This is a genomic window from Sabulicella glaciei (genome assembly GCF_026183895.1).
Taxonomy (GTDB): Bacteria; Pseudomonadota; Alphaproteobacteria; order Acetobacterales; family Acetobacteraceae; genus Roseococcus; species Roseococcus glaciei.
This window is the reverse complement of record NZ_JAPFQI010000034.1, coordinates 1-26,587: the sequence shown is the minus strand read 5'-3', so window position 1 is coordinate 26,587 and position 26,587 is coordinate 1. Positions and strand designations below refer to the sequence as shown.

General features: G+C 71.7%; 25 protein-coding genes, 1 tRNA gene and 1 pseudogene. 14 read left to right on the top strand and 13 right to left on the bottom strand.

From position 1 onward, the window contains the following. Positions 1 to 296: 296 nt before the first annotated feature. A tRNA-Arg gene (locus OF850_RS22500) sits at positions 297 to 373 on the bottom strand. Positions 374 to 543: 170 nt separating this feature from the next. On the opposite strand from OF850_RS22500, the gene OF850_RS22495 reads away from it, so the two are divergent. Beyond that, positions 544 to 1,344, top strand: coding sequence for an LOG family protein (locus OF850_RS22495; protein WP_301592567.1), 801 nt, complete (start codon positions 544 to 546; stop codon positions 1,342 to 1,344). Positions 1,345 to 1,446: 102 nt separating this feature from the next. Here the strand turns inward: OF850_RS22495 and OF850_RS22490 are convergent, their stop codons facing one another. Then, on the bottom strand, positions 1,447 to 1,956 hold the full coding sequence (locus OF850_RS22490; RefSeq protein WP_301592566.1) for a ferritin-like domain-containing protein: 510 nt from the start codon (positions 1,954 to 1,956) through the stop codon (positions 1,447 to 1,449). An 87-nt stretch (positions 1,957 to 2,043) separates the two neighbouring features. Between OF850_RS22490 and OF850_RS22485 the strand changes: the two genes are divergently transcribed. Continuing rightward, positions 2,044 to 4,848 (top strand): ATP-dependent DNA helicase, encoded by a 2,805-nt coding sequence (locus OF850_RS22485; RefSeq protein WP_301592569.1) that lies wholly within the window; start codon positions 2,044 to 2,046, stop codon positions 4,846 to 4,848. Continuing rightward, positions 4,845 to 5,267 carry a tellurite resistance TerB family protein gene (locus tag OF850_RS22480; protein ID WP_301592565.1) on the top strand — a complete coding sequence of 141 codons (423 nt, stop codon included), beginning with the start codon at positions 4,845 to 4,847 and terminating at the stop codon, positions 5,265 to 5,267. The genes OF850_RS22485 and OF850_RS22480 overlap by 4 nt, the downstream gene beginning before the upstream one ends. 102 nt (positions 5,268 to 5,369) lie before the next feature. Here OF850_RS22480 and OF850_RS22475 read toward each other — a convergent pair whose 3' ends face one another. From OF850_RS22475 to OF850_RS22450, 6 genes are read right to left on the bottom strand one after another with little or no spacing between them, the layout of a single operon-like run. After that, a complete protein-coding gene (locus OF850_RS22475) occupies positions 5,370 to 6,509 on the bottom strand; it encodes an amidohydrolase (RefSeq protein ID WP_301592564.1) in 1,140 nt (379 codons plus the stop codon). After that, the gene (locus OF850_RS22470; protein WP_301592563.1) at positions 6,506 to 7,444 is read right to left on the bottom strand and encodes a threonine dehydratase; all 939 of its coding nucleotides are present in this window, start codon (positions 7,442 to 7,444) and stop codon (positions 6,506 to 6,508) included. Before OF850_RS22470 ends, OF850_RS22475 begins: the two co-directional genes overlap by 4 nt. A gap of 1 nt (position 7,445) precedes the next feature. After that, positions 7,446 to 8,699 (bottom strand): M20/M25/M40 family metallo-hydrolase, encoded by a 1,254-nt coding sequence (locus OF850_RS22465; protein ID WP_301592562.1) that lies wholly within the window; start codon positions 8,697 to 8,699, stop codon positions 7,446 to 7,448. Positions 8,700 to 8,702: 3 nt separating this feature from the next. After that, positions 8,703 to 9,551, bottom strand: a complete 849-nt coding sequence (locus OF850_RS22460; RefSeq protein ID WP_301592560.1) for an ABC transporter substrate-binding protein — start codon at positions 9,549 to 9,551, stop codon at positions 8,703 to 8,705. Positions 9,552 to 9,570: 19 nt separating this feature from the next. Further along, positions 9,571 to 10,347: an amino acid ABC transporter ATP-binding protein gene (locus tag OF850_RS22455; protein ID WP_302474570.1), complete on the bottom strand. Its 777-nt coding sequence runs from the start codon at positions 10,345 to 10,347 to the stop codon at positions 9,571 to 9,573. Next, positions 10,344 to 11,180 carry an amino acid ABC transporter permease gene (locus OF850_RS22450; RefSeq protein ID WP_301592559.1) on the bottom strand — a complete coding sequence of 279 codons (837 nt, stop codon included), beginning with the start codon at positions 11,178 to 11,180 and terminating at the stop codon, positions 10,344 to 10,346. The genes OF850_RS22455 and OF850_RS22450 overlap by 4 nt, the downstream gene beginning before the upstream one ends. Positions 11,181 to 11,293: 113 nt before the next feature. On the opposite strand from OF850_RS22450, the gene OF850_RS22445 reads away from it, so the two are divergent. After that, positions 11,294 to 11,941, top strand: coding sequence for a DUF1028 domain-containing protein (locus OF850_RS22445; protein ID WP_301592557.1), 648 nt, complete (start codon positions 11,294 to 11,296; stop codon positions 11,939 to 11,941). On the opposite strand, the gene OF850_RS22440 is transcribed toward OF850_RS22445, so the two are convergent. Then, a complete protein-coding gene (locus tag OF850_RS22440) occupies positions 11,938 to 12,561 on the bottom strand; it encodes a DUF1345 domain-containing protein (RefSeq protein ID WP_301592556.1) in 624 nt (207 codons plus the stop codon). The two genes, OF850_RS22445 and OF850_RS22440, sit on opposite strands and share 4 nt — an antisense overlap. A gap of 30 nt (positions 12,562 to 12,591) precedes the next feature. Beyond that, the gene (locus OF850_RS22435; protein WP_301592555.1) at positions 12,592 to 13,698 is read right to left on the bottom strand and encodes an NAD(P)/FAD-dependent oxidoreductase; all 1,107 of its coding nucleotides are present in this window, start codon (positions 13,696 to 13,698) and stop codon (positions 12,592 to 12,594) included. Between the two features lie 116 nt (positions 13,699 to 13,814). Here OF850_RS22435 and OF850_RS22430 point away from each other — a divergent pair, with 116 nt between their 5' ends. The 7 genes from OF850_RS22430 to OF850_RS22400 all read left to right on the top strand — a co-directional run bounded on the left by OF850_RS22430 (position 13,815) and on the right by OF850_RS22400 (position 21,543). After that, positions 13,815 to 15,164, top strand: a complete 1,350-nt coding sequence (locus OF850_RS22430; protein ID WP_301592554.1) for an ABC transporter substrate-binding protein — start codon at positions 13,815 to 13,817, stop codon at positions 15,162 to 15,164. Positions 15,165 to 15,227: 63 nt separating this feature from the next. Beyond that, complete coding sequence (locus OF850_RS22425; RefSeq protein ID WP_301592553.1) at positions 15,228 to 16,175, top strand: carbohydrate ABC transporter permease; 948 nt, start codon at positions 15,228 to 15,230, stop codon at positions 16,173 to 16,175. Then, positions 16,172 to 17,068, top strand: coding sequence for a carbohydrate ABC transporter permease (locus tag OF850_RS22420; protein ID WP_301592551.1), 897 nt, complete (start codon positions 16,172 to 16,174; stop codon positions 17,066 to 17,068). The genes OF850_RS22425 and OF850_RS22420 overlap by 4 nt, the downstream gene beginning before the upstream one ends. Before the next feature lie 68 nt (positions 17,069 to 17,136). Further along, positions 17,137 to 18,237 carry an ABC transporter ATP-binding protein gene (locus OF850_RS22415; RefSeq protein ID WP_301592549.1) on the top strand — a complete coding sequence of 367 codons (1,101 nt, stop codon included), beginning with the start codon at positions 17,137 to 17,139 and terminating at the stop codon, positions 18,235 to 18,237. Positions 18,238 to 18,331: 94 nt separating this feature from the next. Then, a complete protein-coding gene (locus OF850_RS22410; RefSeq protein WP_301592547.1) occupies positions 18,332 to 19,045 on the top strand; it encodes a DUF882 domain-containing protein in 714 nt (237 codons plus the stop codon). Between the two features lie 58 nt (positions 19,046 to 19,103). After that, the gene (locus tag OF850_RS22405) at positions 19,104 to 20,174 is read left to right on the top strand and encodes a patatin-like phospholipase family protein (RefSeq protein WP_301592545.1); all 1,071 of its coding nucleotides are present in this window, start codon (positions 19,104 to 19,106) and stop codon (positions 20,172 to 20,174) included. Between the two features lies 1 nt (position 20,175). After that, positions 20,176 to 21,543 (top strand): GntP family permease, encoded by a 1,368-nt coding sequence (locus tag OF850_RS22400; RefSeq protein WP_301592544.1) that lies wholly within the window; start codon positions 20,176 to 20,178, stop codon positions 21,541 to 21,543. Between the two features lie 3 nt (positions 21,544 to 21,546). Here OF850_RS22400 and OF850_RS22395 read toward each other — a convergent pair whose 3' ends face one another. Together OF850_RS22395 and OF850_RS22390 are read right to left on the bottom strand one after the other, a co-directional pair. Beyond that, the gene (locus tag OF850_RS22395; RefSeq protein WP_301592542.1) at positions 21,547 to 22,377 is read right to left on the bottom strand and encodes a c-type cytochrome; all 831 of its coding nucleotides are present in this window, start codon (positions 22,375 to 22,377) and stop codon (positions 21,547 to 21,549) included. Between the two features lie 214 nt (positions 22,378 to 22,591). After that, positions 22,592 to 23,668, bottom strand: coding sequence for a sulfite oxidase (locus OF850_RS22390; RefSeq protein ID WP_301592540.1), 1,077 nt, complete (start codon positions 23,666 to 23,668; stop codon positions 22,592 to 22,594). A 177-nt stretch (positions 23,669 to 23,845) separates the two neighbouring features. Here OF850_RS22390 and OF850_RS22385 point away from each other — a divergent pair, with 177 nt between their 5' ends. The 3 genes from OF850_RS22385 to OF850_RS22375 all read left to right on the top strand — a co-directional run bounded on the left by OF850_RS22385 (position 23,846) and on the right by OF850_RS22375 (position 26,494). Beyond that, entirely contained in the window at positions 23,846 to 24,925 is a 1,080-nt protein-coding gene (locus tag OF850_RS22385) for a malate/lactate/ureidoglycolate dehydrogenase (RefSeq protein ID WP_301592538.1), read from the top strand. Then, positions 24,922 to 25,584 carry a hypothetical protein gene (locus OF850_RS22380; protein ID WP_301592537.1) on the top strand — a complete coding sequence of 221 codons (663 nt, stop codon included), beginning with the start codon at positions 24,922 to 24,924 and terminating at the stop codon, positions 25,582 to 25,584. The genes OF850_RS22385 and OF850_RS22380 overlap by 4 nt, the downstream gene beginning before the upstream one ends. A 79-nt stretch (positions 25,585 to 25,663) precedes the next feature. After that, positions 25,664 to 26,494, top strand: coding sequence for a Bug family tripartite tricarboxylate transporter substrate binding protein (locus OF850_RS22375; RefSeq protein WP_301592536.1), 831 nt, complete (start codon positions 25,664 to 25,666; stop codon positions 26,492 to 26,494). Here OF850_RS22375 and OF850_RS22370 read toward each other — a convergent pair. Next, positions 26,478 to 26,587 (bottom strand): annotated as a pseudogene (locus OF850_RS22370) (IS5/IS1182 family transposase); the annotation flags it as partial. The gene OF850_RS22375 and the pseudogene OF850_RS22370 sit on opposite strands and share 17 nt — an antisense overlap.

Below are 26,587 nucleotides of genomic sequence, written 5' to 3'. Positions count from 1 at the left end.
CGCGGCGAAGCGGGCTGGTAGGCGCAGCATGGCGGCTGTCCTTTGGCCGGGACGCCTCCAGCTTAGCCGCTCACCCGCTCCGCCGCCTCAGCTCCCGCAAATGGCCAAAGTCGAGCTGAGATCAGCTCTTGCCCAACCTAAGCAGGTGGGCCGCTGGGTAAACCCGGAAGCGTTTTGGTCTGTCCCGGGCATGTCGATGCGAAGGATCTAAGCGGCTGGGAAAGTGCCACCCCAGCCAGGTCCGCAGCGTTTCCACAGACCACGAACGCCAAAGCTCGCCTAAGATACTGAGAGAATGGTGTCCCCGGCGGGATTCGAACCCACGGCCCCCAGATTAGGAATCTGGTGCTCTATCCTGCTGAGCTACGGAGACGCCCCGAGGCCCTTACCACACCGCCCGGCCGGCATGAAAGCCGCCTGGAAGGCCCCTCGCCGGAGCAGCGGCGCCACAGAAGTTCGGCCTAGCCTCCACCCGCGCCCTCGCTGCGCGTTCGGGCAGCATCGGCAAGGCGATGGCACGCCACCAGCGCCGAAGGAGTGTCCATGCCACGCAAGCCCCGTCCCATCCGTCCTTCGCGGCCAGGTCCCAGCTATCGCCTCGCGATGTTGGACCGCGACTTCCTGATGAGCGATTCCATGCGCGGGCTGCGGCTGCAGGTCGAGTACACCAAGACGGAGGAAGCGCTGCAGGCCTGGGGCGTGCGCTCCACCATCGTCGTGTTCGGCGGCGCCCGCGTGCGGGAGGGTGGGGCCGGCGGCCACGCCGCCTGGTACGAGGAGGCGCGGCGCTTCGGCCGCATCGCGTCGGAACGGGGCGGCGCGCTGCGCGAGGCAGAGGGGGCGCGCGACAACGTGATCGCGACGGGCGGCGGCCCCGGCATCATGGAGGCGGCGAGCCGCGGCGCGCGCGAGGCCGGCGCGCCCTCGGTCGGCTTCAACATCCGCCTGCCGCACGAGCAGGTGCCCAACCGCTACACCACGCCAGAACTGACGTTCCAGTTCCACTACTTCGCCATCCGCAAGTTCCACCTAGCGATGCGGGCCAACGCCCTCGTGGTGTTCCCCGGCGGCTTCGGCACGCTCGACGAACTGTTCGAGCTGCTGACCCTGCGCCAGACCGGCCGCATGCGTCCCACGCCCATCGTTCTGGTGGATGCGGAGTACTGGCGCCGCCTCATCCACTGGGAAGCCATGGCCGAGGCCGGCGTGATCGCGCCCGCGGATCTGGACCTGCTGCACTTCGTCGCGAACGGGACGGAAGCCTGGGCCGTGCTGGAAGCGGCAGGGGTGGCACTGGAGGAGGTGGCTGCGGCACCCTCGCTTCCTTCGCCGGAACCCGAATGAAAGCGCGCCCTCCGCGCGTGGGCGCGGAGGGCCAAACCAAGCCGAACAGCTATTCCGGCAGGTGACGCCGCGCCCGGCGCCAAGGGGCCCGAGCGCGGGGGATCAGATCCCCGCCTTCATCCCCGCCGCCTCGCGCTGCGCGTATTCGAGCGTGATCTTCTCGATGCGCTCGCCGATCCACTTCGCCGTCTTCTCCTCCTCGGCGAGGCTCTGCTCCAGGACCGGCACGGCCTGCGTGTCGCCCGCCGCCTGGGCCAGCGCGATCAGCGAGCGATAGGCCGCGATCTCGAAATGCTCGAAGGCGTAGTTGGCGAAGGTGTTCTTGATCACCTCGTCCTGCATCGGCGCATGGGCCAGGGCGGCGACGTTGCCGGTCAGCCCTGTGACGAAGTCCTTCAGCATGGAATGGCTGGTGCCGTGCCGTTCCAGGAGCTGCTCCAGCCGCTTCGCCTGCTCCTCGCTCTCGGCGAGGTGCTCGCGGATCTTCGCTGCCATCTCGGGATAGGATTCGATCCGTTCCAGCTGGCGGGACAGGAGCTGGACGGCCTGGGTTTCCAGGGCGTGGGCGTTCTTCAGTCCGGTGATGTAGGTGTCCTGGATGCTGGAAGCCATGGCGCGGTCTTTCAATGAAATTGAATGATGTCCGCGAGCAACGCCTGGCTTGGCCGCCCGGTTGGCGCGGCGCATAACCCCGGCTCCATGGCCTCTCCCGCCCCCCGCCTCCTGCTGCCCGAGGCGCCTTCCCTTGTTGCCGCCTTTGGACGTGCCACGCTCCTTTCCACGGAAGGGGAGGTCCGCGTGCTGGGGGCGACGGCGGTCGCGAATGCCCTGGCCGAACAGCCCGCGCCGCTGCTGGTCCACGCCCCGGCCACGGCGCGCCGCCTCGACCTCCCGCCCTTCGAGGAGGCACTGGACCTGCTGGAGCTTTTCGCCTTCGCCTGCCCGGCGGAGCCCGCGCCGCCGACGCCGCGCGGCCTGGCCCTGGCCCTGGACCTGCCCGTGCCGGCGGATGACGAGGCGGCCGCCATCCTCCTGCCCGAACTCGCCGGGGCGCTGCTGCGCCGCCTGTCCCGCCTCGCGGGGACGGAGGCGGGGCGGGGCGCCGCCGCCATCGCCGCCCATCTGCGCGACACCATCGCCTGGCCCTGGGCCGACAGCGTGCTGGCCGCGCTGGGCCAGCCCGGCATGAAGGCAGGGCGCGAGGCGCTGAAGGTCTGGCGCCGCCTGCCCGAATGGGAGGAAACCGGCCCGCCGCCGCCCCCCGCCTCGCACGCCGTCTCCCCCGCCGATGCGCGCCGCCGCCTTGCCGAGATGCTGGGCGGCTCGGCCGAGCAGCGCCCGCAGCAGGCCGACTTCGCCTCTGCCGCCGCCGCCGCCTTTGCCCCGCGCGAGGCGGAGGGCGCGCCGCAGCTCGTCCTGGCCGAGGCCGGGACGGGCACGGGCAAGACGTTGGGCTACATCGCCCCCGCCTCGCTCTGGGCCGAGCGCAACGGCGCGCCGGTCTGGCTCTCCACCTTCACCCGCAACCTCCAGCGCCAGATCGACGGCGAACTGGCGCGCCTGTTTCCCGACCCGGAGGAACGGCGCAGCCGCGTCGCCATCCGCAAGGGGCGCGAGAACTACCTCTGCCTGCTGAACTTCGACGAATCCCTCGGCCAGGCGGGGATGCGCAGCATGGCGCTGCCGCTCGCCCTCGTCGCGCGCTGGGCCTCGGCCACGCGCGACGGCGACATCCAGGGCGGCGACTTCCCCGGCTGGCTGCTGGAACTCTTCCCGCCCGGCACGCTGGCCGGCTTCGCCGACCGGCGCGGCGAATGCATCCGCTCCGCCTGCCCCCACTACAAGAAGTGCTTCGTCGAGCATTCGATCCGCCGCGCCCGCCATGCGCGCCTCGTCGTGGCGAACCACGCGCTGGTGATGGTGCAGGCGGCCACGGGCGGCGGCGAGGACGGCCGCCCCACGCGATTCGTCTTCGACGAGGGACACCACATCTTCGACGCCGCCGACAACGCCTTCTCCGCCGCCCTTTCCGGCGTCGAGGCGCTGGAGCTGCGCCGCTGGCTGCTGGGCGCGGAGGGCGGCCGTTCCCGCGCCAAGGGGCTGCGCGCCCGCATCGAGGAACTGGCCGGCGACATCCCCGACCTGCTGCCGCCGCTGGAGGCCGCGCTGCACGCCGCCCGGCTCGCCCTGCCGACCTCCGGCTGGTTCGGCCGCATCGGCGACGAGGCCCCCCTCATCCCCAACCCGGCCGAGGGGTTCCTCCACGCCGTGCGCGCCCAGGTCCTGGCCCGCGCGCCGCAGGACGAGGGCGTCTACTCCCTCGAATGCGACCTCCATCCGGTCGGTCCCGCCCTGGCCGAGGCGGGCGACGCGCTGCGCCTGGCGCTGGAAGGGCTGGAAACCCCGCTCACCACGCTGCGCGACCGCCTGCGCGCCCGGCTGGAGGAGGAGGATTCCGGCACCATGGAGGTGGGCGAGCGCATCCGCCTGGAAACCGCGATGGGTGGGATCGAACGCCGCGCCCTCAACCCGCTCGCCGCCTGGCGCGGCATGCTGGGCACGCTCGCCGCCCCCTCGCCGGAACCCGGCACGCGCCCGGTGATGGTGGACTGGCTGCAGCTCGACCGCCGCGACGGGCGCGACTGGGATGCCGGGCTGCACCGGCACTGGCTGGACCCGACCATCCCCTTCGCCCAGGTCGTGGCCGCGCCGGCCCACGGGCTGCTGGTCACCAGCGCCACCCTCACCGACGCGGCCCGCCGCAACGATCCCGAGGCGGCGTGGCGCGAGGCGGAGGCGCGCACCGGCGCCGTCCACCTGCCGTCGCCCGCCATCCGCGCCGCCGTGCCCAGCCCCTTCGACTACGCGCGCAGCACCCGCGCCTTCGTCGTCACCGACGTGGACACGCGCATGGCCGGGCAGGTGAGCGGCGCGATGCGCGACCTGTTCCTGGCGGCCGGCGGCGGCGCCCTCGGCCTGTTCACCGCCATCCGCCGCCTGCGCGAGGTGGCGCGCCGCATCGCCCCGAAGCTGGAGGAAGCCGGCCTGCCGCTCTACGCCCAGCACGTGGACGCGATGGACAATGCCACGCTGGTGGACGTGTTCCGCGCCGAGGAGGATTCCTGCCTGCTCGGCACGGATGCGATGCGCGATGGGGTGGACGTGCCCGGGCGCTCCCTGCGCCTGCTCGTCTTCGACCGCGTGCCCTGGCCGCGCCGCACCATCCTGAACCGCGAGCGGCGCCTGCACCTGTCCGGCGGCCACCCGCAGAACCACGACGACGCCGAGGCGCGACACCGGCTGCGCCAGGCCTTCGGCCGCCTCGTCCGCCGTGCCGATGACCGGGGCGTCTTCGTCCTGCTGGACCGCGCCGCCCCGACCCGCGTCCTCGCCGCCCTGCCGGAGGGGGTGGTGCCGCGCCGCGTCCCCCTCGCCGAGGCGATCCGTGAAACTCGGGCTTTGTTGGAGGGTTACGGCACCGAACCAGGAGAGAACCCGGGATGAACGCCATTCCCGACCAGTTGACCCCCCACCAGGCCCTGCTCTGCGCCATGCTGTTCATGGCCGCGTCCGGCGCGCATATCGACGAGGCGGAACTTCGCCGCATGACCGGGCTGGTGCGTGACCTCCCGGCCTTCGCCGGCGTGGACGCGCAGGAGGTGGACGAGGCAACGGAGGCCTGCCTGCCGCTCCTGGCCGCGGGGGACGGGCTGGACCGCGCGCTGGACCTGATCCGCGACGCCCTGCCCATGCGCCTGCGCGAAACCGCCTACCTCCTCGCCTGCGACGTGGCGGCGGCGGATGGCGAGGCGACGGAGAACGAGCTGGTCTTCCTGCAGCAGCTTCGCATCGGGCTGGAGCTGGACCGGCTCATCGCCGGCGCCATCGAGCGCGCGGCGCGGGCGCGCTACCAGATCATCTGAGCCCCACGAGAACGCCTCGCCTTCTCGCGGGGCCCCTTCGTCAACCCCACGACGATGCTTCGCATCGCCGCGGGAACGCCGCGCCGTCGGCCAGGGAAGGGGTCAGGAGCGGGCGAGGGGAATGTCCCTGCCATGGCTGATGACGCGCACGGGGCGGTCGCGGCTGACCACCGCCTCGGCCGGCGTGTCCGCCTCCAGCAGCACGATGTCGGCGCGCGCGCCCGGCGTCAGCCCGTAATCCGCGAAGCCGCAGCCCTGCGCGCCCAGGGTGGAGACGGTCTCCAGCGCCCATTCCACCTCGTCGTCGCGGCGGAAGTCGTTCTTCAGCGCCACTGCCTCCGCCCGCTCCCGCATGTCGGGCGCGTTGGCGGGGTTCCAGCCGTCACGGATGTTGTCGTTGCCGGCGAAAAGCACCACCCCCGCCTCACGCGCGCGCCGCACCGAGGGCGTCGCCCGATAGGCGGGCGCCGAGGTGCAGAGCGAAACTCCCGTTTCCGCCAGCAGCGCGTAGAGCGCGGCGGCGCGCTCCGGCGCGACCTCGCCCAGCGCGAAGGCGTGGCTCACCGTGACGCGCCCCTTCATGGACAGGGCGCGCGTCCGCTCCGCCACCAGTTCCAGTGCGAAGGCGCCCAGCTCGCCCGGCTCGTGCAGGTGGATGTCCACCGGCTTGCCGTGCCGCTCGGCGAGGCGGAACACCGCGTCCAGATGCCCCACTGGGTCGCGGTCGATGAGGGAAGGGTCGAGCCCGCCCACCGCGTCGCATCCCATGCGCAGCGCCTCGTCCATCCACTCCTCGCAGCCCCGGGTGCGGAGGATGGCGGCCTGCGGAAAGGCGACGAGCTGGATCTCCATCCGCCCCTGCATCTCCTCGCGCAGCAGGAGCAGCGCCTCGACATGGCGCAGCCGCGAATCGTCGTCGATATCCACGTGGGAGCGCAGCCGCGTCGTGCCGTTCCGCAGGTGCTCCTCCGCCAGGGCGCGGCCTTCCCGGCGCGGGTCCAGCGAGCGGCGCGCCACCCGGTCATTGGCGATGCGGTCCTCGCGGCGCGGCCCCACCTCGTTGCGCCACCAGAGACGGCCCCAGAAGGTCTTGTCCAGGTGGCAATGCCCTTCCACCAGCCCCGGCAGCGCGAGCAGCGACGGCCCTTTCGCGGCGGAGGGCGTGATGGCGACGATGCGGTCGCCCTCCACCGCGATGTCGGTGGGCGCGCCGCCCCAGGGGCGCACGTGGCGGACGATCATGCGAGGACCCATTCGCGAAACAGGTCGAGGTCGATGTTGCCGCCGCACAGGATCACCGCCGCGCGGCGGTCCTTCATTGCCTCGCGTTCCTGCATGAGGGCGGCGAGCGGCGCGGCGCCCGCCCCCTCCGCGAGGTTGTGCGTGTCCTGCCAATAGGCGCGGATGGCGTCACGCACCTCGTCATCGGTCACCGTGACGATGCGCGAGGCGCCGCGCCGGATCATCGCCAGCGCCGCCGGATCGGGCACGCGCGTCGCCATGCCGTCCGCCTTCGTGTCTGCCCGCTCCGTTTCCACCACACGCCCCTCGCGGAAGGAGCGCGCATAGGCATCCGCCCCGGTGCTCTGCACGCCGATGATCTCGGTCGAAAGCCCCAGAAGGTCGCGCGCCATGATGCAGCCGCAGATGCCCGACCCGAGGCCGATCGGCACGTAGAGCGCATCGGGAACCGGGATGCCGCGCAGCAGCTCCAGCGCATAGGTGGCGACGCCGCGCACCAGCGGCTCGGCGAAGGAGGGGGCGAAGTCCAGCTCATCCTGCTCCGCGAGGCGCTGCGCCTCCACCCGCGCCTCGTCGAAATCGGCGCCGTGCTCGACGAGCGTCGCGCCCAGGGCGCGCATCGCGGCGTTCTTCTCGCGGCTGTTGCCGTGCGGCACGACGATGGTGACCGGAACGCCATGGCGCGCCCCGGCATAGGCGAGGGACTGGCCGTGATTGCCGCGCGTCGCGGTGATGACCCCGCGCGAGTGCAGCCCGTCCATGTAGACCAGCCCGCCGCGCACCTTGAAGGCGCCGGTGGGGGTGTGGTTCTCGTGCTTCACCCACACCTCGCACCCCGTGCGCGCTTCCAGGAGCGGCCAGTTGTATTGCGGGGTGGCTGGGAAGAAGCGGCGCACCAGCTTCTCCGCCTCCTCCAGGGCATGCAGGTCGAACATCTCAGCCTCCTGCGCGCAGGTAGTCATAGGCGGAAAGCAGGTGGACCCGCACCACGGCCAGGTACTCCTCCTCCGAGACGTTCTCGTCGCCGCGCCCCATGGAAACCGGGGAGGGGCCGTAGAGATAGGCAGGCACGCCCTCGTAGCGCCAGTAGCGGCTGTCCGAGCCGCCGAGCGAGGACATGGGCACCGGGCGCCGGCCCGTCGCCGCCTCGGCGTTGTCCTGGATGATGCGCATCATCTCGCTCTCGGGGTCGGCCATGCTGCCGGGATAGGAATGACTGTGGACGACGGAGAACTCCGCCTCGTGCGCCGCGCAGACCTCCTTCACCTCGTCCAGCACTGCGTCGCGGTCGATGCCGACGGGGATGCGGAGATCCACCTCGAAGCGGCATTCATGCGGGATCTGGTTCACCTTCAGCCCGCCCTGGATCACGCCGGGGTTGAAGGTCATGCGGCGCACCACCTCCGCCGCGCCGGCGCCCATCCCGGCCTCCAGCACCGCCACCGCCTCCGGCGTCGTCAGGGCGCGCGACACGGCTTCGGGCAGCACCGTCTCGCGCATGTGGAAGCGGCGCTCGAACTCCGCGATCATCTCTGCGGCGATCTTGACCGGATTGCGCGACAGATGCGGGTAGCCGCCATGCCCGCCCGGCGCGCGGATGGTGACGATGACGCGCAGCGTGCCCTTCTCCATGAAGCGCACGTTGTTGAGGCCCGAGGGCTCGCCATTCAGGCAGCAATCGCCCAGCACCTCGTCGCGCATCGTCTCGAACAGCCAGCGCGTGCCGAACTCGCCGCCCGTCTGCTCGTCCGACACGGCGGTCAGCGTCAGCCGCCCGCCCAGCTGCTCGCGCAGCCCGTGCAGCCAGGCATAGGCGATGACGCCGGCCGCGGTGCCCGCCTTCATGTCGGAGGCGCCGCGGCCGAAGATCCTTCCGTCGCGCCGCTCGCCGGACCAGCCGCTCTCGTCCAGCGGCGGGAAGACGTCGATATGGCCGTTGAGCACGAGGTGCCGCCCGGGCCGCGCCCCCTCGAAGCTGCCGACGATGTTGGGCAGGTGCGGCTTGGCGGCGGCGATCCGCCAGGGCGCGCCCTGCTTGTCCAGCCAGTCGCCCAGGAAGGTCGCGGCCTCCGTCGTGTCGCCCGGTGGGTTGGCGGAGCGGGCGCGCAGGAAACCCTGCAGGAAGGCGATCAGCCCCTCCCGCTCCTCCTCCAGCCGTCGGATCAGCCCCTCGCGCGTCGCGTCCGCCACCGCTCAGCGCCCCGCGTTGACGGTGATGGCGGAAAGCGCGTTCGCCTCAAGCCCGTGCTTGCGGAGCAATTCCCGGTAGGTGCCGTTGGCCAGCAACCTCTCCAGCGCCGCCTTCACGGCGTCGCGCAGCTGCGGCTCGGAGGAGGCGACGGGGATGCCGGTCAGGTTCTCGGTGAAGGGCTCGCCCAGCGTGCGGTACACGCCCGGCTCCTGCCGCATCAGCCAGCCCATAGTCTCGTTGCCCTGCACGGAGGCGTCGATGCGCTCGGTGCGCAGCTGGGTGCGTGCGTCCACCGAGCCTTCGGTGCCCACCACGGTGATCGCCGGGCGGCCCCGCGCCACGCAATTCTCCTGCGACCACGCCTCGATGTTGCGCGGCCAGTTGGTGGAACGGCTGGCGCCCACGCGCTTGCCGCACAGGTCGGTCGGCTCGCGGATGGCGGCGTTGCGGTCCAGGGTGAGGAACTGCGCCCCGGTGCGCAGGTAGTTCACGAAGTCGAGCGGCCCGCGCCGCGCCGGCAGGTCGGAGATGCCGTCGATGGCGAGGTCGATCCGTCCCGTCTGCAGGGAGGGGAAGAACTGCACGAAGGGCATTTCCTGCCATTCGACCGAAACGCCCAGCTGCCGCCCGATCGCCTCCGTCAGCTCCACGTCGAAGCCGAGGCGGGCATTGGTCTGCGGGTCGCGATAGGTGAGCGGCGGGTAGTTCGGATAGGTGGCGACGACGATCTTGCCCGCGCGCCGGATGCGGTCGGGCAGGGGGATGCTGTCCTGCGCCAGGGCGGCGAGCGGGGCGAGAAGCAGCGCCGCGCCCACCAGGGCGGCTGCGCGGCGTCGGATCTGTCGGAACATCGTCGGTCTCCTCGGTTTGTCAGGCCAGCACGGCGGCCAGGAAGGCCTGGGTGCGGGCCTGGCGCGGCTGGCCCAGCACCTGCGCGGCCGGCCCTTCCTCCACCACCGTGCCCGCATCCATGAACACGACCCGGTCCGCGACCTCGCGCGCGAAGCCGACCTCGTGCGTCACCACCATCATGGTGATGCCGCTGCGCGCCAGGTCGCGCATCACGGCCAGCACCTCGCCGACCAGCTCGGGGTCGAGGGCGGAGGTCGGCTCGTCGAACAGCATCACCTCGGGCTCCATGGCGAGGGCGCGGGCGATGCCCACGCGCTGCTGCTGCCCGCCGGAAAGCTGCGCCGGCCAGGCATCGGCCTTGTCCGCGAGTCCGACGCGGGCCAGCAGCGCCTCGGCGCGCGCCCGCGCCTCGCGCGCGGGGCGGCGCAGCACGCGCAATGGACCTTCCATGACGTTCTGCAAGGCGGTCTTGTGCGGCCACAGGTTGAAGCGCTGGAACACCATGCCGAAGCGCTGCCGCTGCCGCGCGACCTCCCCATCGGGAAGTTCCAGCAGCCGGTCGCCGTCGCGCCGGTAGCCGATCAGCTCCCCGTTCAGCCAGACCGCGCCGGCATCGGGCTTCTCCAGGTGGTTCACGCAGCGCAGCAGCGTGGACTTGCCGGAGCCGGAGGGGCCGAGCAGGCACACCACCTCGCCCTTCGCCACATCCAGGCTCACATCGGTCAGGGCGCGCACGGCGCCGAAGGACTTGGACAGGTGGCGCACCGCCACCATGGGCATCGCCGCCTCGCTCATGCGGGACGTCCCGCCGTCGCGACGCCGCGCGCCAGCCGCCGTTCCAGCATGGCCTGGAGCAGCGACAGCACCGTTACCGCCGCGAGGTACCAGGCGGCCGCGACGATCAGCAGCTCGATCACGCGCGCATTGGCGTAGTAGATGGTCTGCGCATTGCGCAGGATCTCGGAGAACTGGATCACGCTGGCGACGGAGGTGAGCTTCACCATGCTAACCACCTCGTTGCCCACGGGCGGCACGATCACGCGCAGCGCCTGCGGCAGCACGATGCGGAACATGGCCTGGATGCGCGTCATCCCCACCGCCTGCGCCGCCTCCGCCTGACCGCGGTCCACCGACAGGATGCCCGACCGCACCACCTCCGCCGTATAGGCGCCCTGGTTGATGCCCAGGCCCAGCCAGGTGGCGACAAAGGGCGTGATGACGTCCACCGTCCGCGCCTCGAACAGGCCGGGAATGCCGAGGCGCGGAAAGATCAGCGCCAGGTTGAACCACAGCAGCAGCTGCAGCAGCAGCGGCGTGCCGCGGAAGAACCAGATGTAGAACTTCGCCACACCCACCATCACCGGGTTGGGCGACATGCTCATCACCGCCGCCAGCACCCCGAGCGCGAGGCCGAGCGCCATGGCGCAGACCGTCATCACCAGCGTGTTCACCAGCCCGGCGAGGATGACCGGCGCGGTCATGTACTCGCCGACCACGGCCCAGTCGATCTGGCCGAGGGCGAAGGCGCGGATGACGAGGGCGAGCAGGGCGAGGACGAGGATGGTGGCGAGCCAACGGCCGGGCCGGCGCCGCTGCACCACGCGCAGCGTCCGCGCGTCAGGCAGCATGAGGCCGGAGGGTGCGGGACGGGGCTCCGCGTGCCTTGCTTGTCAGCATGGCGAAGTCTAGGTCTGACATTTCAACTCCCGCAAGCCCTGCTGCGGTGCGACATGAGGGCGCCATGACCTTCTCCCTGCTGATCCGCTGCCCGCGCACGGGGGCATTCGGCGCCGCCGTCACCACCTCCTCGCCGGCGGTGGGCGCACGCGTGCCCTGGACGGCGGCAGGGCAGGGGGCGGTGCTGACCCAGGCGCGCACCGACATGCGGCTCGGCCCCCGCGGCCTTGCGCTGCTCGCCTCGGGCTGCACGGCGGAGGAGGCGGTGGCGGCGCTGGTCGCCACCTCGCCGCACCGGCAATGGCGGCAGGTGGCGGTGCTGGACGCGGCCGGGCGCACCGCGCATTGGACCGGCCCCTCCATCCGCGGCGTGCTCGCCTCCGCCGAAGGGCCGGGCTGCGTCGCTATCGGCAACATCCTCAGCAATGACCGCGTGCCGCGCGCCATGCTGGACGCGGCGCTCGCCGCGGCAGAGGAGCCTTTGGCCGAGCGCCTTCTCCGCGCGCTGGAAGCGGGGGAGGCGGCGGGCGGCGAGGGCGTGCCACTCGTTTCCGCCGCGCTGCGCGTGCAGGGCCCGCACGTGTTTCCCGACGTGGACCTGCGCGTGGACTTCTCGCCGCGCCCGCTGGCCGCGCTGCGCGAAACCTGGGAGGCCTACGCCCCCATGGCCGAGCTCTACCTCGCCCGCGCGCTGGAGGCGGCTTCGGGCTAGCCGGCCAGGTTGCCCAGCACCTCCAGCGTCGCCGCCAGGATCGCCGCGTTGAAGGCGAAGGACACGAGCGCGTGGATCATCACGAGCTTGCGCATGTCGGGCTTGTTGGTCGGCGTGTCGCTCACCTGCCCGGCCGTTCCGACCATGGCGGCGACGTAGAGGAACTCGGTGAACTCGGGCGTGCCGTCGCCGCCGGGGAAGTCCAGGCCGCGATCCTCCTCCCAGTATTCATGCGCGTATTCCTGCGCGAAGAGCAGGTGCATGTGCACCCAGGCCGCGATGATGGTCACCACGGCCAGCACCCGCTCCCAGGCGGCGGCCTCCTTCTGCATGACCAGCTCCGCCATGACCGTTCCACCGGCCACCGAGGCCGCCAGCACGGCGATGCCCAGCACCGTGGCGCGCCCCTGGCCCAGCCGCCGTGTCCGCTCCCGCATGGCATCCGGCGAGGCGCAGCCCAGGTGCTTCCAGACCCAGATGGCGTGCGCGACGACATGGGTGATCCAGCCCGCCATCAGCCCGTCCATGCCGGGCAGCCCCGCCCAGGTGCTGACGGCCCAGATCGCGCCGCCCAGGATCAGCGAGAAGAAGATGAAACGGTTGCGCAGCGCCTGCCTCATCCCTCCCCAACGCGGGAGGGATGCGGCGCGTCACCCTGCGAAGCGCTTCGGGTCCACCGGCTTGATTGCGGCTGCGACATCCGCGTCCGGCGCCGCCCCCCGCACCAGCGCGGCGATGAGGCGCCCGGCCCCCGGCGCGGTCTGGATGCCGTAGCCGCCCTGGCCGCACATCCAGAAGAAGCCGCGTTCCTCCCCCTCGCCGATGCAGAGCGAGCGGTCGGGGGCGAAGGTCCGCAGCCCGGCCCATTTGTGCTCGACCCGCTGCACGTCGATGTCGAGGCCCGCCTGCATCCGGTCCACCGCCACGGCCACGTCGTACTCGTCGGGCTGGGCGTCGGTCGGCTCGCTGTCCGTCTCGTCGGCGGGGCTGACCATGAGCTTGGACCGCGCCTCGGGCCGGGCATACCAGGAGTGGATGACGTCGCCGACCAGCGGCCAGTCCGTGCTGGTGTAGGGAGCGGGGTCCACGATGCAGGCGGTGCGGCGCTTGGGCTGGAGGCCGAGCGGGCGCAGCCCGGCGGCGCGCGCCACCTCGTCGCCCCAGGCGCCGGCGGCGTTCACCACGACCGGCGCGGCGAAGACGGCTCCGCCCGAGGTTTCGGCTCGCCACTCGCCGCCCTCGCGCCAGACGCGGCCGGTCCGGTGGCGCAGCTCCAGCGCGCCGCCCGCCGCCTTCACCTGCCGCAGGAAGCCCTGGTGCAGCGCCGCCACGTCGATGTCGAAGGCGTCGCGCTCGATCAGCGCGGCCTCGGCGTAGCCGTCGCGGATCGCGGGCACCAGCGCCTTCGCCTCGGCGAGGGGGATCGGCGTCAGCCCCATGCCGACGCGCAGCATCCCCTCCATCGCCTCCATCTGGTCCGGCGGCGCGAGGGACAGGATGGCGCGCTTGTGGGCGAGGGGGCCGAAGCCCTCGGGCGGATCCTCGAAGAAGGAGCGGGAGGCCCCGGTCAGGATGCGCACATCCGTGTTGCCGTAGTTGAGGATCCAGATCGCGGCGGAGCGGCCGGTGGCGTGGAAGCCGGCGCTTTCCTCCGCTTCCAGCAGGGCGACGCGATGCGTGGGGGCGAGGTGGGCGGCGGCCGTGGCCCCGGCCATTCCGGCGCCGATGACCAGCGCGTCGAAGCGGTGAATGTCCATCCTGTCATCCTAGGGGACGGGCCGGGGGCGGCAAGGCGGTTGCGCGGCGCGATGCGCGATGCCTAAGCTTCCCGCAGCGGCGAAAGACCGCGTGACCATGCAGGAGGAAGTTCAGAATGGCAGACACGTCTCTGCCCCGCCGCGGCGTACTGGCCGCCGGTGCGGGACTCGCTGTTGGACTGCACGCCCCGGCCGTCTTCGGCCAGGCCACCACCACGCTGCGCTGCGCCTTCTGGGACCATTGGGTTCCCACCGGCAACGGCGCGCTGCGCCAGCTCTGCGGCCAATGGGGCGAGCGCAACCGCGTCAACGTCCAGCTGGACTTCATCAACACCACCGGCAACCAGCTCCAGCTCACCGCCGCCGCCCAGGCGCAGAGCCGCTCGGGCCACGACATCATCTCGCTCTCGCCCTGGGACGTCGGCACCTATGCCGACCAGCTGGAGCCGGTGGACGACGTGATGAACCGGCTGATCGCCAAGTACGGCCCGGCCAACCAGGTGGCCGAGTACCTGGCGAAGCACCGCGGCGGCTGGCGCGCCGTCCCCGCCACCTCCGGCACGCAGAACAAGCCTGCGCTGTGCCGCTTCGACCTGCTGCAGGAACATGCGGGCCTCGACGTGCGCGCCATGTGGCCGGCGGAGAACCGCAAGGGCCCCGGTGCCGACGAATGGACCTGGGACACGTTCCTGCGTGCGGCCGAGGCGTGCCACAAGGCCAACGTCCCCTTCGGCCTGCCCATGGGCCAGTTCACCGACGCGGTGGACTGGGTCGGCGCGCTCTTCAACTCCTACGGGGCGCGCGTCACCGATGAGCGCGGCAACCCGACCATCCGCAACAACCAGCAGCTGCGCCAGGTGATGGAATACGCGGTGCGGCTGGCGCGCTTCCTGCCCAACGACGTCTGGGCCTGGGACGACGCCTCCAACAACCGCGCCCTGATCTCCGGCCGCTCGGCGCTGGTGTTCAACCCGCCCTCCGCCTGGGCGGTGGCGAAGCGCGACGCGCCGCAGGTGGCGGAGAAGTGCTGGACCATCCCCATGCCCTCCGGCCCGCAGGGGCGCTTCATCGCCTACCTGCCCTGGAACAGCGGCATCTGGAGCTTCGGCCGCAACAAGACCGCGGCGAAGAACCTGCTGGAGTTCCTGACCGAGCGGGACAGCGCCGAGACCACCACCAACACCTCCAACGGCTACGACATCCCGCCCTTCGCCTCGATGAGCGACTTCAAGGTGTGGGAAACGGAGGGGCCGCCGGTCGGCACCATCTTCAACTACCCGCTGAAGCCGCACCACGACGCGCGGCCCTCCATCGCCTTCGCCCCGGCGCCGGCGGAACTCGCGGGGCAGATGTACATCCAGGCGCTGAACACCAAGGTCATCGCGCGCGTCGCCCAGGGCGGGGAGACGATCGACCAGGCGCTCAACTGGCTGGAGCGCGAGATCAACAACATGCGCCGCGGCTGATCGGCGCCGGGGACGGGGCCGCGCGCCCCGTCCCGCCTTGCTTGACCGGGAAAAGGACCAGGGATGGCCAGTGACGCCACCATTGCCCGCAACGCGCCCACCGTCGCGCCGCGCGCGGCCCCGCCCACGACCTTGCAGAAGATGGCGCGGCGCCGCTCCACGGTCGCCTTCCTGCTCACCCTGCCGCTGCTGGGCGTGATCGGCGGGCTGGTCGCCTGGCCGGCGGCCTACGCCATCTACCTGTCCACGCTGAACCGGCGGATGACGGCCTTCATCGGGCTGGAGAACTACGCGATCCTGCTCGACAACGACACGTTCCGGATGGTGATCTGGCAGTCCTGCTTCTTCGCCATCACGGCCGTGATCCTGAAGGCGCTGATCGGCTTCTGGCTGGCGCACATGCTGCACCACATCCCCACCAAGGGGCAGCGCATCTGGCGCGGCATGCTGCTGGTGCCCTGGGTGATCCCGCCCGCGCTCTCCACCCTCGGCTGGTGGTGGATGTTCGAGCCGTCCTACAGCAGCATCAACTGGCTCCTCTCCGTCTTTTCCGTGCCGCCCGTGCCCTGGCTGGGCGAGAAGTGGTGGGCGCGCATCTCGGTCATCATCGTGAACGTGTGGTACGGGGCGCCCTTCTTCATGATCATGTACCTCGCGGCGCTGAAGTCGGTGCCCGACCAGCTCTACGAGGCGGCGGACATCGACGGCGCGACGGGATGGCAGCGCCTGCGCTACGTCACCCTGCCGATGATGCGCAACATCATCTCCATCACCGTGCTGTTCTCGCTCATCGTCACCTTCGCGAATTACGACATCGTCCGCGTGCTGACCAATGGCGGCCCGCGCGACCTGACGCATGTCTTCGCCTCCTACGCCTTCCAGGTCGGCGTGCTGTCGGGCAACATCCCGCGCGGCGCCGCCGTGTCGCTGTTCATGTTCCCGCTGCTGGCCGTGATCGCCTACTTCGTCCTGCGCGGCATCAACCAGCGCACCAAGGAGATCGGCGCATGAGCGCGACCGCCGCCCCCCGCGCCGCGCACGGGATCTTCCACAAGGCGGGCTCGCTCCGCGCCGAGCGGCGCTGGGCTCTGTGGAGCGCCTATGTCTCGCTCATCATCGCCGCCATCGTCATGCTGGCGCCGCCCTTCTACATGCTGATCACCGCGCTGAAGACCAGCGCCGAGATCGCCGACCTGGGCGGCAATCCCTGGATCGTCCGCAGCCCGACGCTGGAGAACTTCGCCGCCATCCTCGGCAACGAGATGTTTCGCGGCTTCTTCTGGAACAGCATCCAGGTGACGGTGCTGGTGGTCATCGTGACCATGCTCATCTCGGTCCCGGCCGCCTTCGCCCTGTCGCGCATGCGCTTCTGGGGCTCGCAATGGCTGGCGACGGGGGTGTTCCTCACTTACCTCGTGCCCGACACGCTGCTCTTCATCCCGCTCTACCAGATCGTGGGCGGCCTCGGCCTGCTCAACTCCACCTGGGGTCTGGTGCTGGTGTATCCGACGCTGACCGTGCCCTTCTGCACCTGGATCATGATTGGTTACTTCGCCTCCATCCCGAAGGAACTGGACGAGGCGGCGCTGATCGACGGCGCGGGGTGGCTGCAGATGCTGTGGCGCATCTTCATCCCGGTGGCGCTGCCCGGCATCATCGCCGCGACGATCTTCGCCTTCACCGTGTCCTGGGCGGCCTTCGTGTATCCCACCGCCTTCATCACCCGGCCGGACGAGATGCCGCTGACCATCGGCGTCGTGTCGCAGCTGATCCGCGGCGACACCTTCGCCTGGGGGCAGCTCATGGCCGGCGCGCTGCTGGCCGCGCTGCCGCCCGTCGTCGTCTACGCCTTCCTCATGGACTACTACGTCGCGGGCCTGACGGCCGGCGCAACCAAGGGTTAGCCCCGTCCGACCGCCGCAGCGCCGCATGGCGCGGAGGCGTGAATCAGCCGGGCCAGGAAAGGAAACACATGGCGCAAGTCTCCCTCCGCCGCCTCGTCAAGGAATACGAGGGTGGCGTCCAGGCCGTGAAGGGCATCGACCTGGAGATCGCGGATCACGAATTCGTGGTGCTGGTCGGCCCCTCGGGTTGCGGCAAGTCCACCACGCTGCGCATGATCGCGGGACTGGAGGACATCACGGGCGGCGAGATCAGCATCGGCGGCACGGTGGTGAACGACATCCCGCCGCGCGACCGCGACATCGCGATGGTGTTCCAGAACTACGCGCTCTATCCGCACATGACCGTGTTCGACAACATGGCCTTCGGCCTCGTCCTGCGGAAGTTCCGCAAGGAGGAAATCCAGCGCCGGGTGATGGAGGCGGCGCGCATCCTCGACATCACGCAGCTGCTCGACCGCAAGCCCCGGGCGCTGTCGGGCGGGCAGCGGCAGCGCGTCGCGATGGGCCGCGCCATCGTGCGGGATCCCAAGGTGTTCCTGTTCGACGAGCCGCTTTCCAACCTCGACGCGAAGCTGCGCGTCCAGATGCGCACCGAGATCAAGAAGGTGGTGCAGACCGTCCGCACCACCACCGTCTACGTCACCCATGACCAGGTCGAGGCGATGACCCTGGCCGACCGCGTGGTGGTGATGAACGGCGGCATCATCGAGCAGGTCGGCCCGCCGCAGGAGCTCTACCACCGCCCGGCCACGCGCTTTGTCGCGGGCTTCATCGGCAGCCCGGCGATGAACTTCATCCCCGCGCGGGTGGAGCCTGCGAGCGGCGCGCTGAACCTTCGCCTGCCCGGCGACATCCTCCTGCCCATCCCGCCCGAGCGTTCCGACCGCTACCGTTCCCAGGGGGGCAGGGAGGTGCTGCTCGGCATCCGGCCCGAGCACCTGACCGAAACGCGCCAGGGCCGCGCCACTTACGCCGACCTCGAGGTGGTGCCGGAGGTGATCGAGCCGATGGGCATGGAGACGCTGGTGCATTTCCACATGGAAGGCACGCGCGACCTGTGCGCCCGGCTGGACCCCACCATTCCCGCCGCCCCCGGCCAGCCTTTGCGCTTGACCGCGGACCTCGCCAACATGCACTTAGTCGATCCACAATCCGGAAAGGTGCTGTAGCGGCCGCAACCCGGCCCCCGCCTCCGGCGTTGCCCACCGGGAACGGCGCCTCGCCGGGCCATGCTGGCTCACGCCCAGGCAAGGGGGAGAGACGATGCAGCGACGCGCATGGGTGCTGGGCCTTGCGGCCCTGGCCTGCCCCCGCATCGTTCGTGCGGAGGAGGGGGTCCGTCGCCTCGCCGTGCAGTTCGTCCACACCGGCAAGTGGTTCCGCGGCCCCTTCAAGTCCGACGACGCCTTCGACCCCGCAGCGGTGGCCGACTTCTCGGCCGTCATGGCCGATCACCGCACCGGCCAGTCCCGCGCCTTCGACCCCGCGCTGCTCGACCTGCTTTGGCGCCTGACGACGACGGTGCGGGTGTCGGAAGTGTCCTGCCTGTCCGGCTACCGCACCCCCGCCACCAATGCGCTGGTCGGCGGCGCGCCGGACAGCCAGCACCTGTCCGCGCGCGCCCTCGACCTGTGGATGCCCGGCCGCAAGCTGGGCGAGGCGATGGACCGCGCCGTCGCGATGAAGGCCGGGGGCGTCGGGCTCTACCCCACCTGGCTGCATCTCGACACGGGCGAGGTGCGGGTCTGGGACCGACGGCGCGGCGGTACCGGCCCCAACGGCGAGCGGGAGATCGAGGCCTCGCCCTGGTCGCTGTCGCGCGTCGCGGTGCGGATGACCCCGCGCTCCTTCTTCACCGGGGCGCTGGCCCGATCGGGCGAGCGGCTGGACGGCCCCGCCCGGGGCGCGACCCGCGACATCCCAGCGCTGCGCGGTTCCGGCCAGTTCCTGCTGCGGGCGCCCCGGCCCCGTCGCTGAAGCCCGGTCGAGGGGATAGGCCGCCCCGAGTCCCGTTTCGGCCCGGAGGAGATGCCCCATGGCCCGAGCGACGCGCAGGCCCGTCCGGCTCGACCTCGCCCTGCAGGGCGGCGGCGCGCATGGCGCCTTCACCTGGGGCGTGCTGGAGCGCCTGCTGGAGGAGGAGCGGATCCAGCTCAGCGGCATCAGCGGCGCCAGCGCGGGGGCGATGAACGCGGTGGTGCTGGCCGATGGCTGGTTGAAGGGCGGCGCGGCGGGGGCCCGCGCTGCGCTGTGGCGCTTCTGGAAGCGGATGAGCCGCGCCGCGCGCCGCCAGTCGCCCTTCCGCAGCCCCTTCGCGGCGGTGTTCCCGCCCGGCCTCGCCTGGAGCGGGGAGGCGGCCATGCGCCTCTTCGTGGCGCCCTGGGCGGCAATGTTCCAGGCCATGGCGGGCAATCCCTCGCCCTACCAGTTCAATCCGCTGAACCTGAACCCGCTGCTCGACATCCTGCGCGACTCGGTGGATTTCGCGCGGCTTCGCGCCGCCGAATCCCCGCGCCTGCTCATCGCCGCGACCGACCTCCGCTCCGGCGAGATGCGGATCTTCCGCAACGCGGAGCTGACGGCGGAAGCGGTGATGGCCTCGGCCTGCCTGCCCAACCTGTTCCAGGCCGTGGAGATCGAGGGCAATGCCTACTGGGATGGCGGCTACCTCGCCAACCCGCCGCTCTTTCCGCTGCTGCACGAGGATGGGGCGGACGACCTCCTGCTGGTGCAGCTCAACCCGCCGCGGCGGGAGGCGGTGCCGCGCAGCACCGATGCCATCATGGCCCGGCTGAACGAGGTGACCTTCAATGCCGGGCTGGTGCGCGAGCTGCGCGGCCTCGCCCTGCTGCGCGAGGCGCTGGCGGAGGAGGGCGAGGACCATGAATTCCGCAACCCCTTCTTCGCGCGGGTGAAGCGGCTGCGCCTGCATCGCATCGCGGCGTCGGAAGACGACATCCGGCTCCGCCCGGGCAGCAAGCTGGACCCGGAATGGGGCGCGCTGATCCGGCTGCACGGGCTAGGCGCCCGCGCCGCGGAAGCGTGGCTGGCGGGGCATGGTGCCTCGCTCGGCCGCCAATCGACGCTGGGCCGCGAGGCGGGCTGAGTTGGGGGGTCTCGCCGGCATCCTGCTCGCGCTCGGGCTGCTGATCGTCCTGTCCTGGCGCGGCGTGTCGGTGCTGCTGCTGGCGCCAGCGGCGGCGGCGCTAGCGGCGCTCCTGTCCGGCGCGCCCGTGCTCGCTTCCTACACGCAGATCTTCATGCCGGCGCTGGGCAGCTTCGTCGCCGCCTTCCTGCCCCTGTTCCTGCTCGGCGCGGTGTTCGGGCGGCTGATGGAGGAAACGGGCGCCGCGCAGGCCCTGGCGCGCGCCATCACCGCCCGGCTGGGCGAGGGGCGCACCATCCTGGCGGTGGTGCTGGCCTGCGCGGTGCTGACCTATGGCGGCGTGTCGCTCTTCGTCGTGGCCTTCGCGGTGCAGCCTCTGGCCGCGGCGATGTTCAGCCGCGCTCGCCTGCCGGCGACGCTGATCCCGGCCAGCATCGCGCTCGGCGCCTTCACCTTCACCATGACGGCGCTTCCCGGCACCCCCGCCATCCAGAACGCGATCCCCATGCCGCATTTCGGCACCACCGCCTTTGCCGCCCCGGGGGCGGGGGTGCTGGCCGGGGCGATCATGCTCGGGCTCGGGCTGCTGTGGCTGAACCGGCGCGTGGCGGCGCATGCCTTTGCCACGCCGGGAGCGCCACCCCCGCCGCTGGAGGGAACGGAGGCGCCCTCCGCCGCGCTTGCCGCGCTGCCGAACCTGCTGGTGGTGTCGCTGAACCTCGTGCTGGCCTCCGCCGTTTTGCCGGCGCTGGACACCGCCTACCTGGCGGAAGTGCGCTTCGGCGGGGTGGAGTTCGCGGCGCTGCGCGGCGTCTGGGCGATCATCCTCGCCCTGCTGGGCGCGATCGCGCTGATGGCCTGGATGGGGCGCAGGCGGGTGCCCGACCTGCCGGCGGCGCTCGGGCGCGGAGCGAATGCGGCGCTGCTGCCGGCGCTCAACACCGCCTCGCTGGTCGGGTTCGGGGCGGTGGTGGCCGCCTTGCCCGCCTTCGCGGCGATCCGCGACGCGGTGCTGGGCATCGCGCCGGGCAATCCGCTCATCTCCCTCGCCGTCGCGGTGAACATCCTCGCCGGCATCACCGGCTCCGCTTCCGGCGGCCTGAGCATCGCCCTGCAGACGCTGGGCGCAACCTATCTGGAGCGCGGCGTGGCGGCCGGGATCGACCCGGCGCTGCTGCACCGCGTCGCCGCCATCGCAACGGGCGGGCTGGACGCGTTGCCGCACAATGGCGCGGTGGTGACGCTGCTGGCGGTGTGCGGCATGACGCATCGCCAGTCCTATGCGGACATCTTCGTCGTGGCCTGCCTGATCCCGCTCCTGGCGCTGGCCGCCGTGCTGGCGGTGACCGCCCTCACCGGTGCCTTCTGACCGTCAGCGCGAGGCGGGCAGGGCGCGGAGATAGGCGATCAGGTCGCGCATCTCGCCCTCCGGGATCCGGGCGTAGTTGGCGAAGGCCATGGGGGGAACGAGGCGCCGCCCGTCGCGCGACACGCCCTCGCGGATGGCGCGCGCGATCTCCACGTCGCTCCAGCCGCGCAGGCCGACCGAGGTGATGTCGGGCGGCACGACGGGGCCGAGCGGCCCGGTGATCGGCGGCCCGCCCTGGCCGGCGCGCGACAGGTCGCGCTGCCCGTTCGCGCCCATCGGGCTGTGGCAATCCATGCAATGCCCCACCGGGCCCGCGAGATAGGCGCCGCGCTCCTCCGCCGTCGCCAGGCGCGGCGTGACGGATTCCACGGGCGGGCCATAGGCGGGCGGCAGCGGCATCGAGAAGGACGAGGCGGCGACGGGGTTCCGCACCGCCGGCACGCTGCGGAGATAGGCGACGATGGCGTGCGCCTCCGCGTCGCCCAGGTCGCGGTAGAACTGGAAGGGCATGGGCGGGCCGAGCAGCCGTCCATCCGGCCGCCGTCCCTCGCGGATCGCGACGATGATCTGCGCATCGGTCCAGGCGCCGATCCCCGTCTCGCGATCCGGGGTGATGTTGCTGGCGACCGCGCGGAACAGCCCCGGCTCCTCAATCACCAGCCCGCCGGCCAGCCCCATTCCCGGCAGGTCGCCCTGCGGGCCCTTGGGGGTGTGGCAATTGCCGCAGGCGGCGATGCCGTTCACCAGCGCCTCGCCCCGGCGCACCAGCTCCGGGTCGGGCTGGGCCAAGGCCGGCGTGGCCAGAAGCAGGGCAAGCAGGATGAAGGCGCGCATCGCGGCAAATCCCCCCGTCATTCCGGCAGGGGAATGCTGCGCGGCGGTCCTTTCCGAAGTCAAGCGGTCGGCCTGCGAAGTGCTGCGCCCGGGCGGTGAGTCCGGCCCCGAGGCCGCGTCCCCCGGTTGGGTCGGGGGACGCCCTGCGACCTGCGCAGACGGCTGCGCCTCCCGGTCGCCGGATGCGGACTGGCGCGCGCTATCGCGCGGAACGCTAGTCGGACAAGACCTGCCCGCGCACGCGGTGGACGGCGTTGTTCAGGTAGCCACGCGGGTTCCAGGCCGGGTCGAGCGGCTGCGATCGTCCCTGTCGGTCCGTCGCGCGTGCCATCACCTCGGCGGGCCCGGCCGGAATGGCGAGCCCCTCGATCGTGAAGCGCCGCCACGCCCAGGGTCCGGATCCCGGCTCGAGCTTCGCCGCTTGCCATGTGGCGCCGCCATCGGCCGAAACCTCGACGCACCGCACCGGGACATGGCCGCTCCAGGCGAAGCCCCGCACCGTCAACGGCCCGCGCGCCTCGAAGCCCTCGGCGGGATCGTGGATCAGGCTCTTCACCGGCATGTCGGTGATGACCTGGAATTCGGCGGGGTTCGGCTCCTCGCCCGGGCTCACCGGACGGCTTGGCATGCGGTAGTCGAGACCCGTCATCTTGGCGCCGTCATGCTCGCGATCCAGCACGACGACCCGGTGCAGCCACTTCTGCCAAGCCGAACCCGGATAGCCCGGCGCCACGATCCGCAGGGGCGAGCCATGCTCGGCCGTCAGCGGCGCGCCGTTCATCGCGTAGGCCACCAAGGTTTCTGGCGCGAGCGCCTTCCCGATCGGGAGGCCGCGCGAGAGCGCCGGGACGCCGGGACGGCCGATCGCATGGTCGGGGCTCTCGAAGCCCACATAGACCGCGGAGTCCGCCACCCCGGCCTCGGCCAGCAAATCGCCCAGGCGAAAGCCGGTCCAGCGGGCGCAGCCGACGGCGCCATGCCCCCAAGGCAGTCCCTCCACGGCTGGCGAGAAGCCCGCGCGCCCATTGCCCGCGCATTCCAGCACAGAGACGATCTCCACCTCCTCGAAGCGCTCGCGCAGCGCGGCAAGGGTGAGGGAGAGCGGCCGGCGCACCTCCCCGCCCACGGCCAGCGTCCAGACCCGCACGGCCTCGGCGTCGGGATCCGGCAGGATCCCGTTGTTGCGGACGAAGAATGTCCCGGCCGGGGTGGTCTCCTGCCGGAGGGCAGAAACGGGCGGCTCGAGGTTCAACGCGGGGTCGGGCAGCCTGCGCCTGACGTCACTTGCCATCTCGCCTCTCTCAGGAAGTCCAGGTGAAATCCTCGACCGGAACGCGCAAGCGCCGCGCAGAGACGGATGCTTGCGGACGCGCCCCCCGAACGCAGCCGAGGGAAAAGGGGCCCGGGTCTGGACGGCGCCCGGCCCGGGGGGCAGTTTCGCCCGAGCCAAGAGGGGGAACTCCACGCCGTGTCGTCCACCACCCACATCCCGGTCGCCGAACTCGAATCCTTCGTGACGCGCATCTTCGAGGCGGCGGGCTGCGCGCCCGCCGAGGCGGCGCGGGTCAGCAACCACCTCGTCGGGGCCAACCTCGCCGGGCATGACAGCCACGGGGTGGACCGCGTGCCGCGCTACATCGACTGGCTGCGCGCCGGCTACCTCGTCGCCGGCCAGCAGGCCGAGGTGGTGACGGATGGCGGCGGCTTCCTCGTGGTGGACGGCAAGTTCGGCTTCGGCCAGGTGGTGACGGAGCAGGCGACCCGCCTCGCCATCGCCCGCGCCAAGGAGCACGGCGCCTGCATCATGGCGCTGCGGAACTCCGGCCATCTCGGCCGCCTCGGCGATTATTCGGAGATGTCGGCGGCCGAGGGGCTGATCTCCATCCACTTCGTGAACGTCGCCGGCTCCGTCCTCGTCGCGCCCTTCGGGGGGGTGGAGCGGCGCTTCTCCACCGCGCCCTTCTCCGTCGGCGTCCCGCTGCCAGAGGGGCCGGTGATCCTCGACTTCGCCACCTCCCTGGTGGCCGAGGGCAAGGTGCTGGTGGCGAGCAACGGCGGCAAGAAGCTGCCGGCGAATGCGCTGGTGACGGCGGATGGGGAAATGTCCGCCGACCCGCGCACCCTCTACGGCGAATACGCGCCGATCGGGCCGCGCACCCCGGGCAACGGCACCGGCGCCATCCGCGCCTTCGGCGACCACAAGGGCTCCGGCCTCGCCTTCATGTGCGAGATGCTGGCGGGCTGCCTCACGGGCAACGGCACCTCCGGCCCGGTGAAGGAGCGCGGGCGGATCAGCAACGGGCTGCTTTCCATCCATCTCTCGGCGAAGCATTTCGGCACGGAGGCCTCGTTCCAGCAGGCGGCGCGCGACTATGTCCAATGGGTGAAGTCCTGCCGCCCGATCAACCCGGACGAGCCGGTGCTGGTGCCGGGCGAGGTGGAGAATGCCCGCCGCGCCGCGCGCCACGTTTCCGGCGTGCCGCTGACGCCCGAGACCTGGAAGAGCATCTGCGACACCGCCGCCAGCCTGGGCGTGCCCGCCCCGTGACGGCGGAGGAGCGCGCCGCGGCGCGCGGCCGCCTGCTGACCGCCGCCTCGCGCCGCATCCCGCGCGCCAGCGCGGCCAGCCAGGCGCGCGCGCTCGGCCTGTGGCGCGGCAACGAGGTGGTGTTCCGCAACGAGGCGCAGTTCCAGCTCGTCCTCGACCTCGGCGTGTTCAACCCGGTGGGCGAGCACGGCTCCGCGCTGGAGCGCGAAACGCGCCTCCCGCACGAGGACCCGGCGGAGGCGGAGGTGCTGGCGGCGCTGCAAGGGGCGCGCTTCGCCCTGTTCCGCGTCGAGGGCCGCCACCCCGAGGGTGGCGTCGCGGCGACGGATGTGGCGAGCGGTGAGGCGCTGCGCATCGAGGACACGTCGCTGGAAAAGGAGATGTGCTTCGGCGTCGGCTTCGCCGGGCGGCTGATGACGGTCGGCGGCGCGCAGATGACCTGCGGCGCCCTGGCCCCGATCTCCGACGAGGTGGTGGAGGCGCTGCTGGGCAAGCCCACGCGCATCCTGCCGCCGCCCACCGAGGCGCTGCCCGCGCTGTCGCCCGTCGCGGAGGAGGATGCGGCGGCGCTGCGCGCGATGGCGGCGCAGCCGGATTTCGCCGTGCGCGTCTGGCGCGCGGTGCTGGACCACAACCTGCTCGGCCCGCGACCGCACTGATCGCCCTTTCCGGGTTGCGCGGGGCGGCGAAGGCGGCTTTGCTTCGCGCAACACGAAGAATCAAAGGGAGAACGCCACCATGCGGTCCTGGCTCCTCGCCGGCCTCTCGATCCTGCTCGCGCCCGTGCTGGCGGTGGCGCAGTCCTTTCCCGAGCGGCCCATCACCCTGGTCACCGGCTTCGCCCCGGGCGGCTCCACCGACATCGCCGCGCGGCTGATCTCCGAGCGCTTCGCGGCCAATCTCGGCAACAACGCGCGCATGGTGGTGGAGAACCGGCCCGGCGCCTCGGGCACGGTCGCCGCGGACTGGCTGCGCCGCCAGGCGCCCGATGGCCACACCATCATGCTGATCGAGGTGTCGAGCCACGCCATCGCCCCCGCCGCGCTGCAGGGCGGCACGCCCTTCGAGCCGGTGAACGACTTCACCCAGATCGGCATGATCGGCACGGCGCCGATGATCCTGGTCACGACGCCGAGCTTCCCGGGCCGCACGCCGGGCGAGGTGATCGAGCGCCTGCGCGCCTCCCGCCCGGACGAGTTCACCTACGCCACATCCGGCGTCGGCTCGATCCCGCATCTCGGGGTGGAGATGCTGGCCTCCACGCTGGGGGCGCGCTTCACCCACGTTCCCTACCGCTCGGGCGGGCTGATGCTGACGGCGATCCACCAGGGCGAGGGGCAGTTCGGCATCGCCGTGCTCGCCTCCGCGGCGGGACAGGTGCGGAGCGGCCTGGTGCGCGGCCTCGCCGTGACGAGCCGCGAGCGCTTCCCTTCCTTCCCCGACATTCCGACGCTGGCGGAATCCGCGCTGCCGGGCTTCGAGCTGACGACCTGGAACATGATCATCGCGCCGCCCGGCCTGCCGCCCGCCGTGCTGGCGCAGCTTAAAGCATCTAACAGAACCGCTTGATTTGGCTAAGGCAGACGAGAGCTGCGGCGAGGGTGGCGAAGGCAAGGTGGATGTCGGCGCGACGCTCGTAGCGCACGACGAGACGACGGAAGC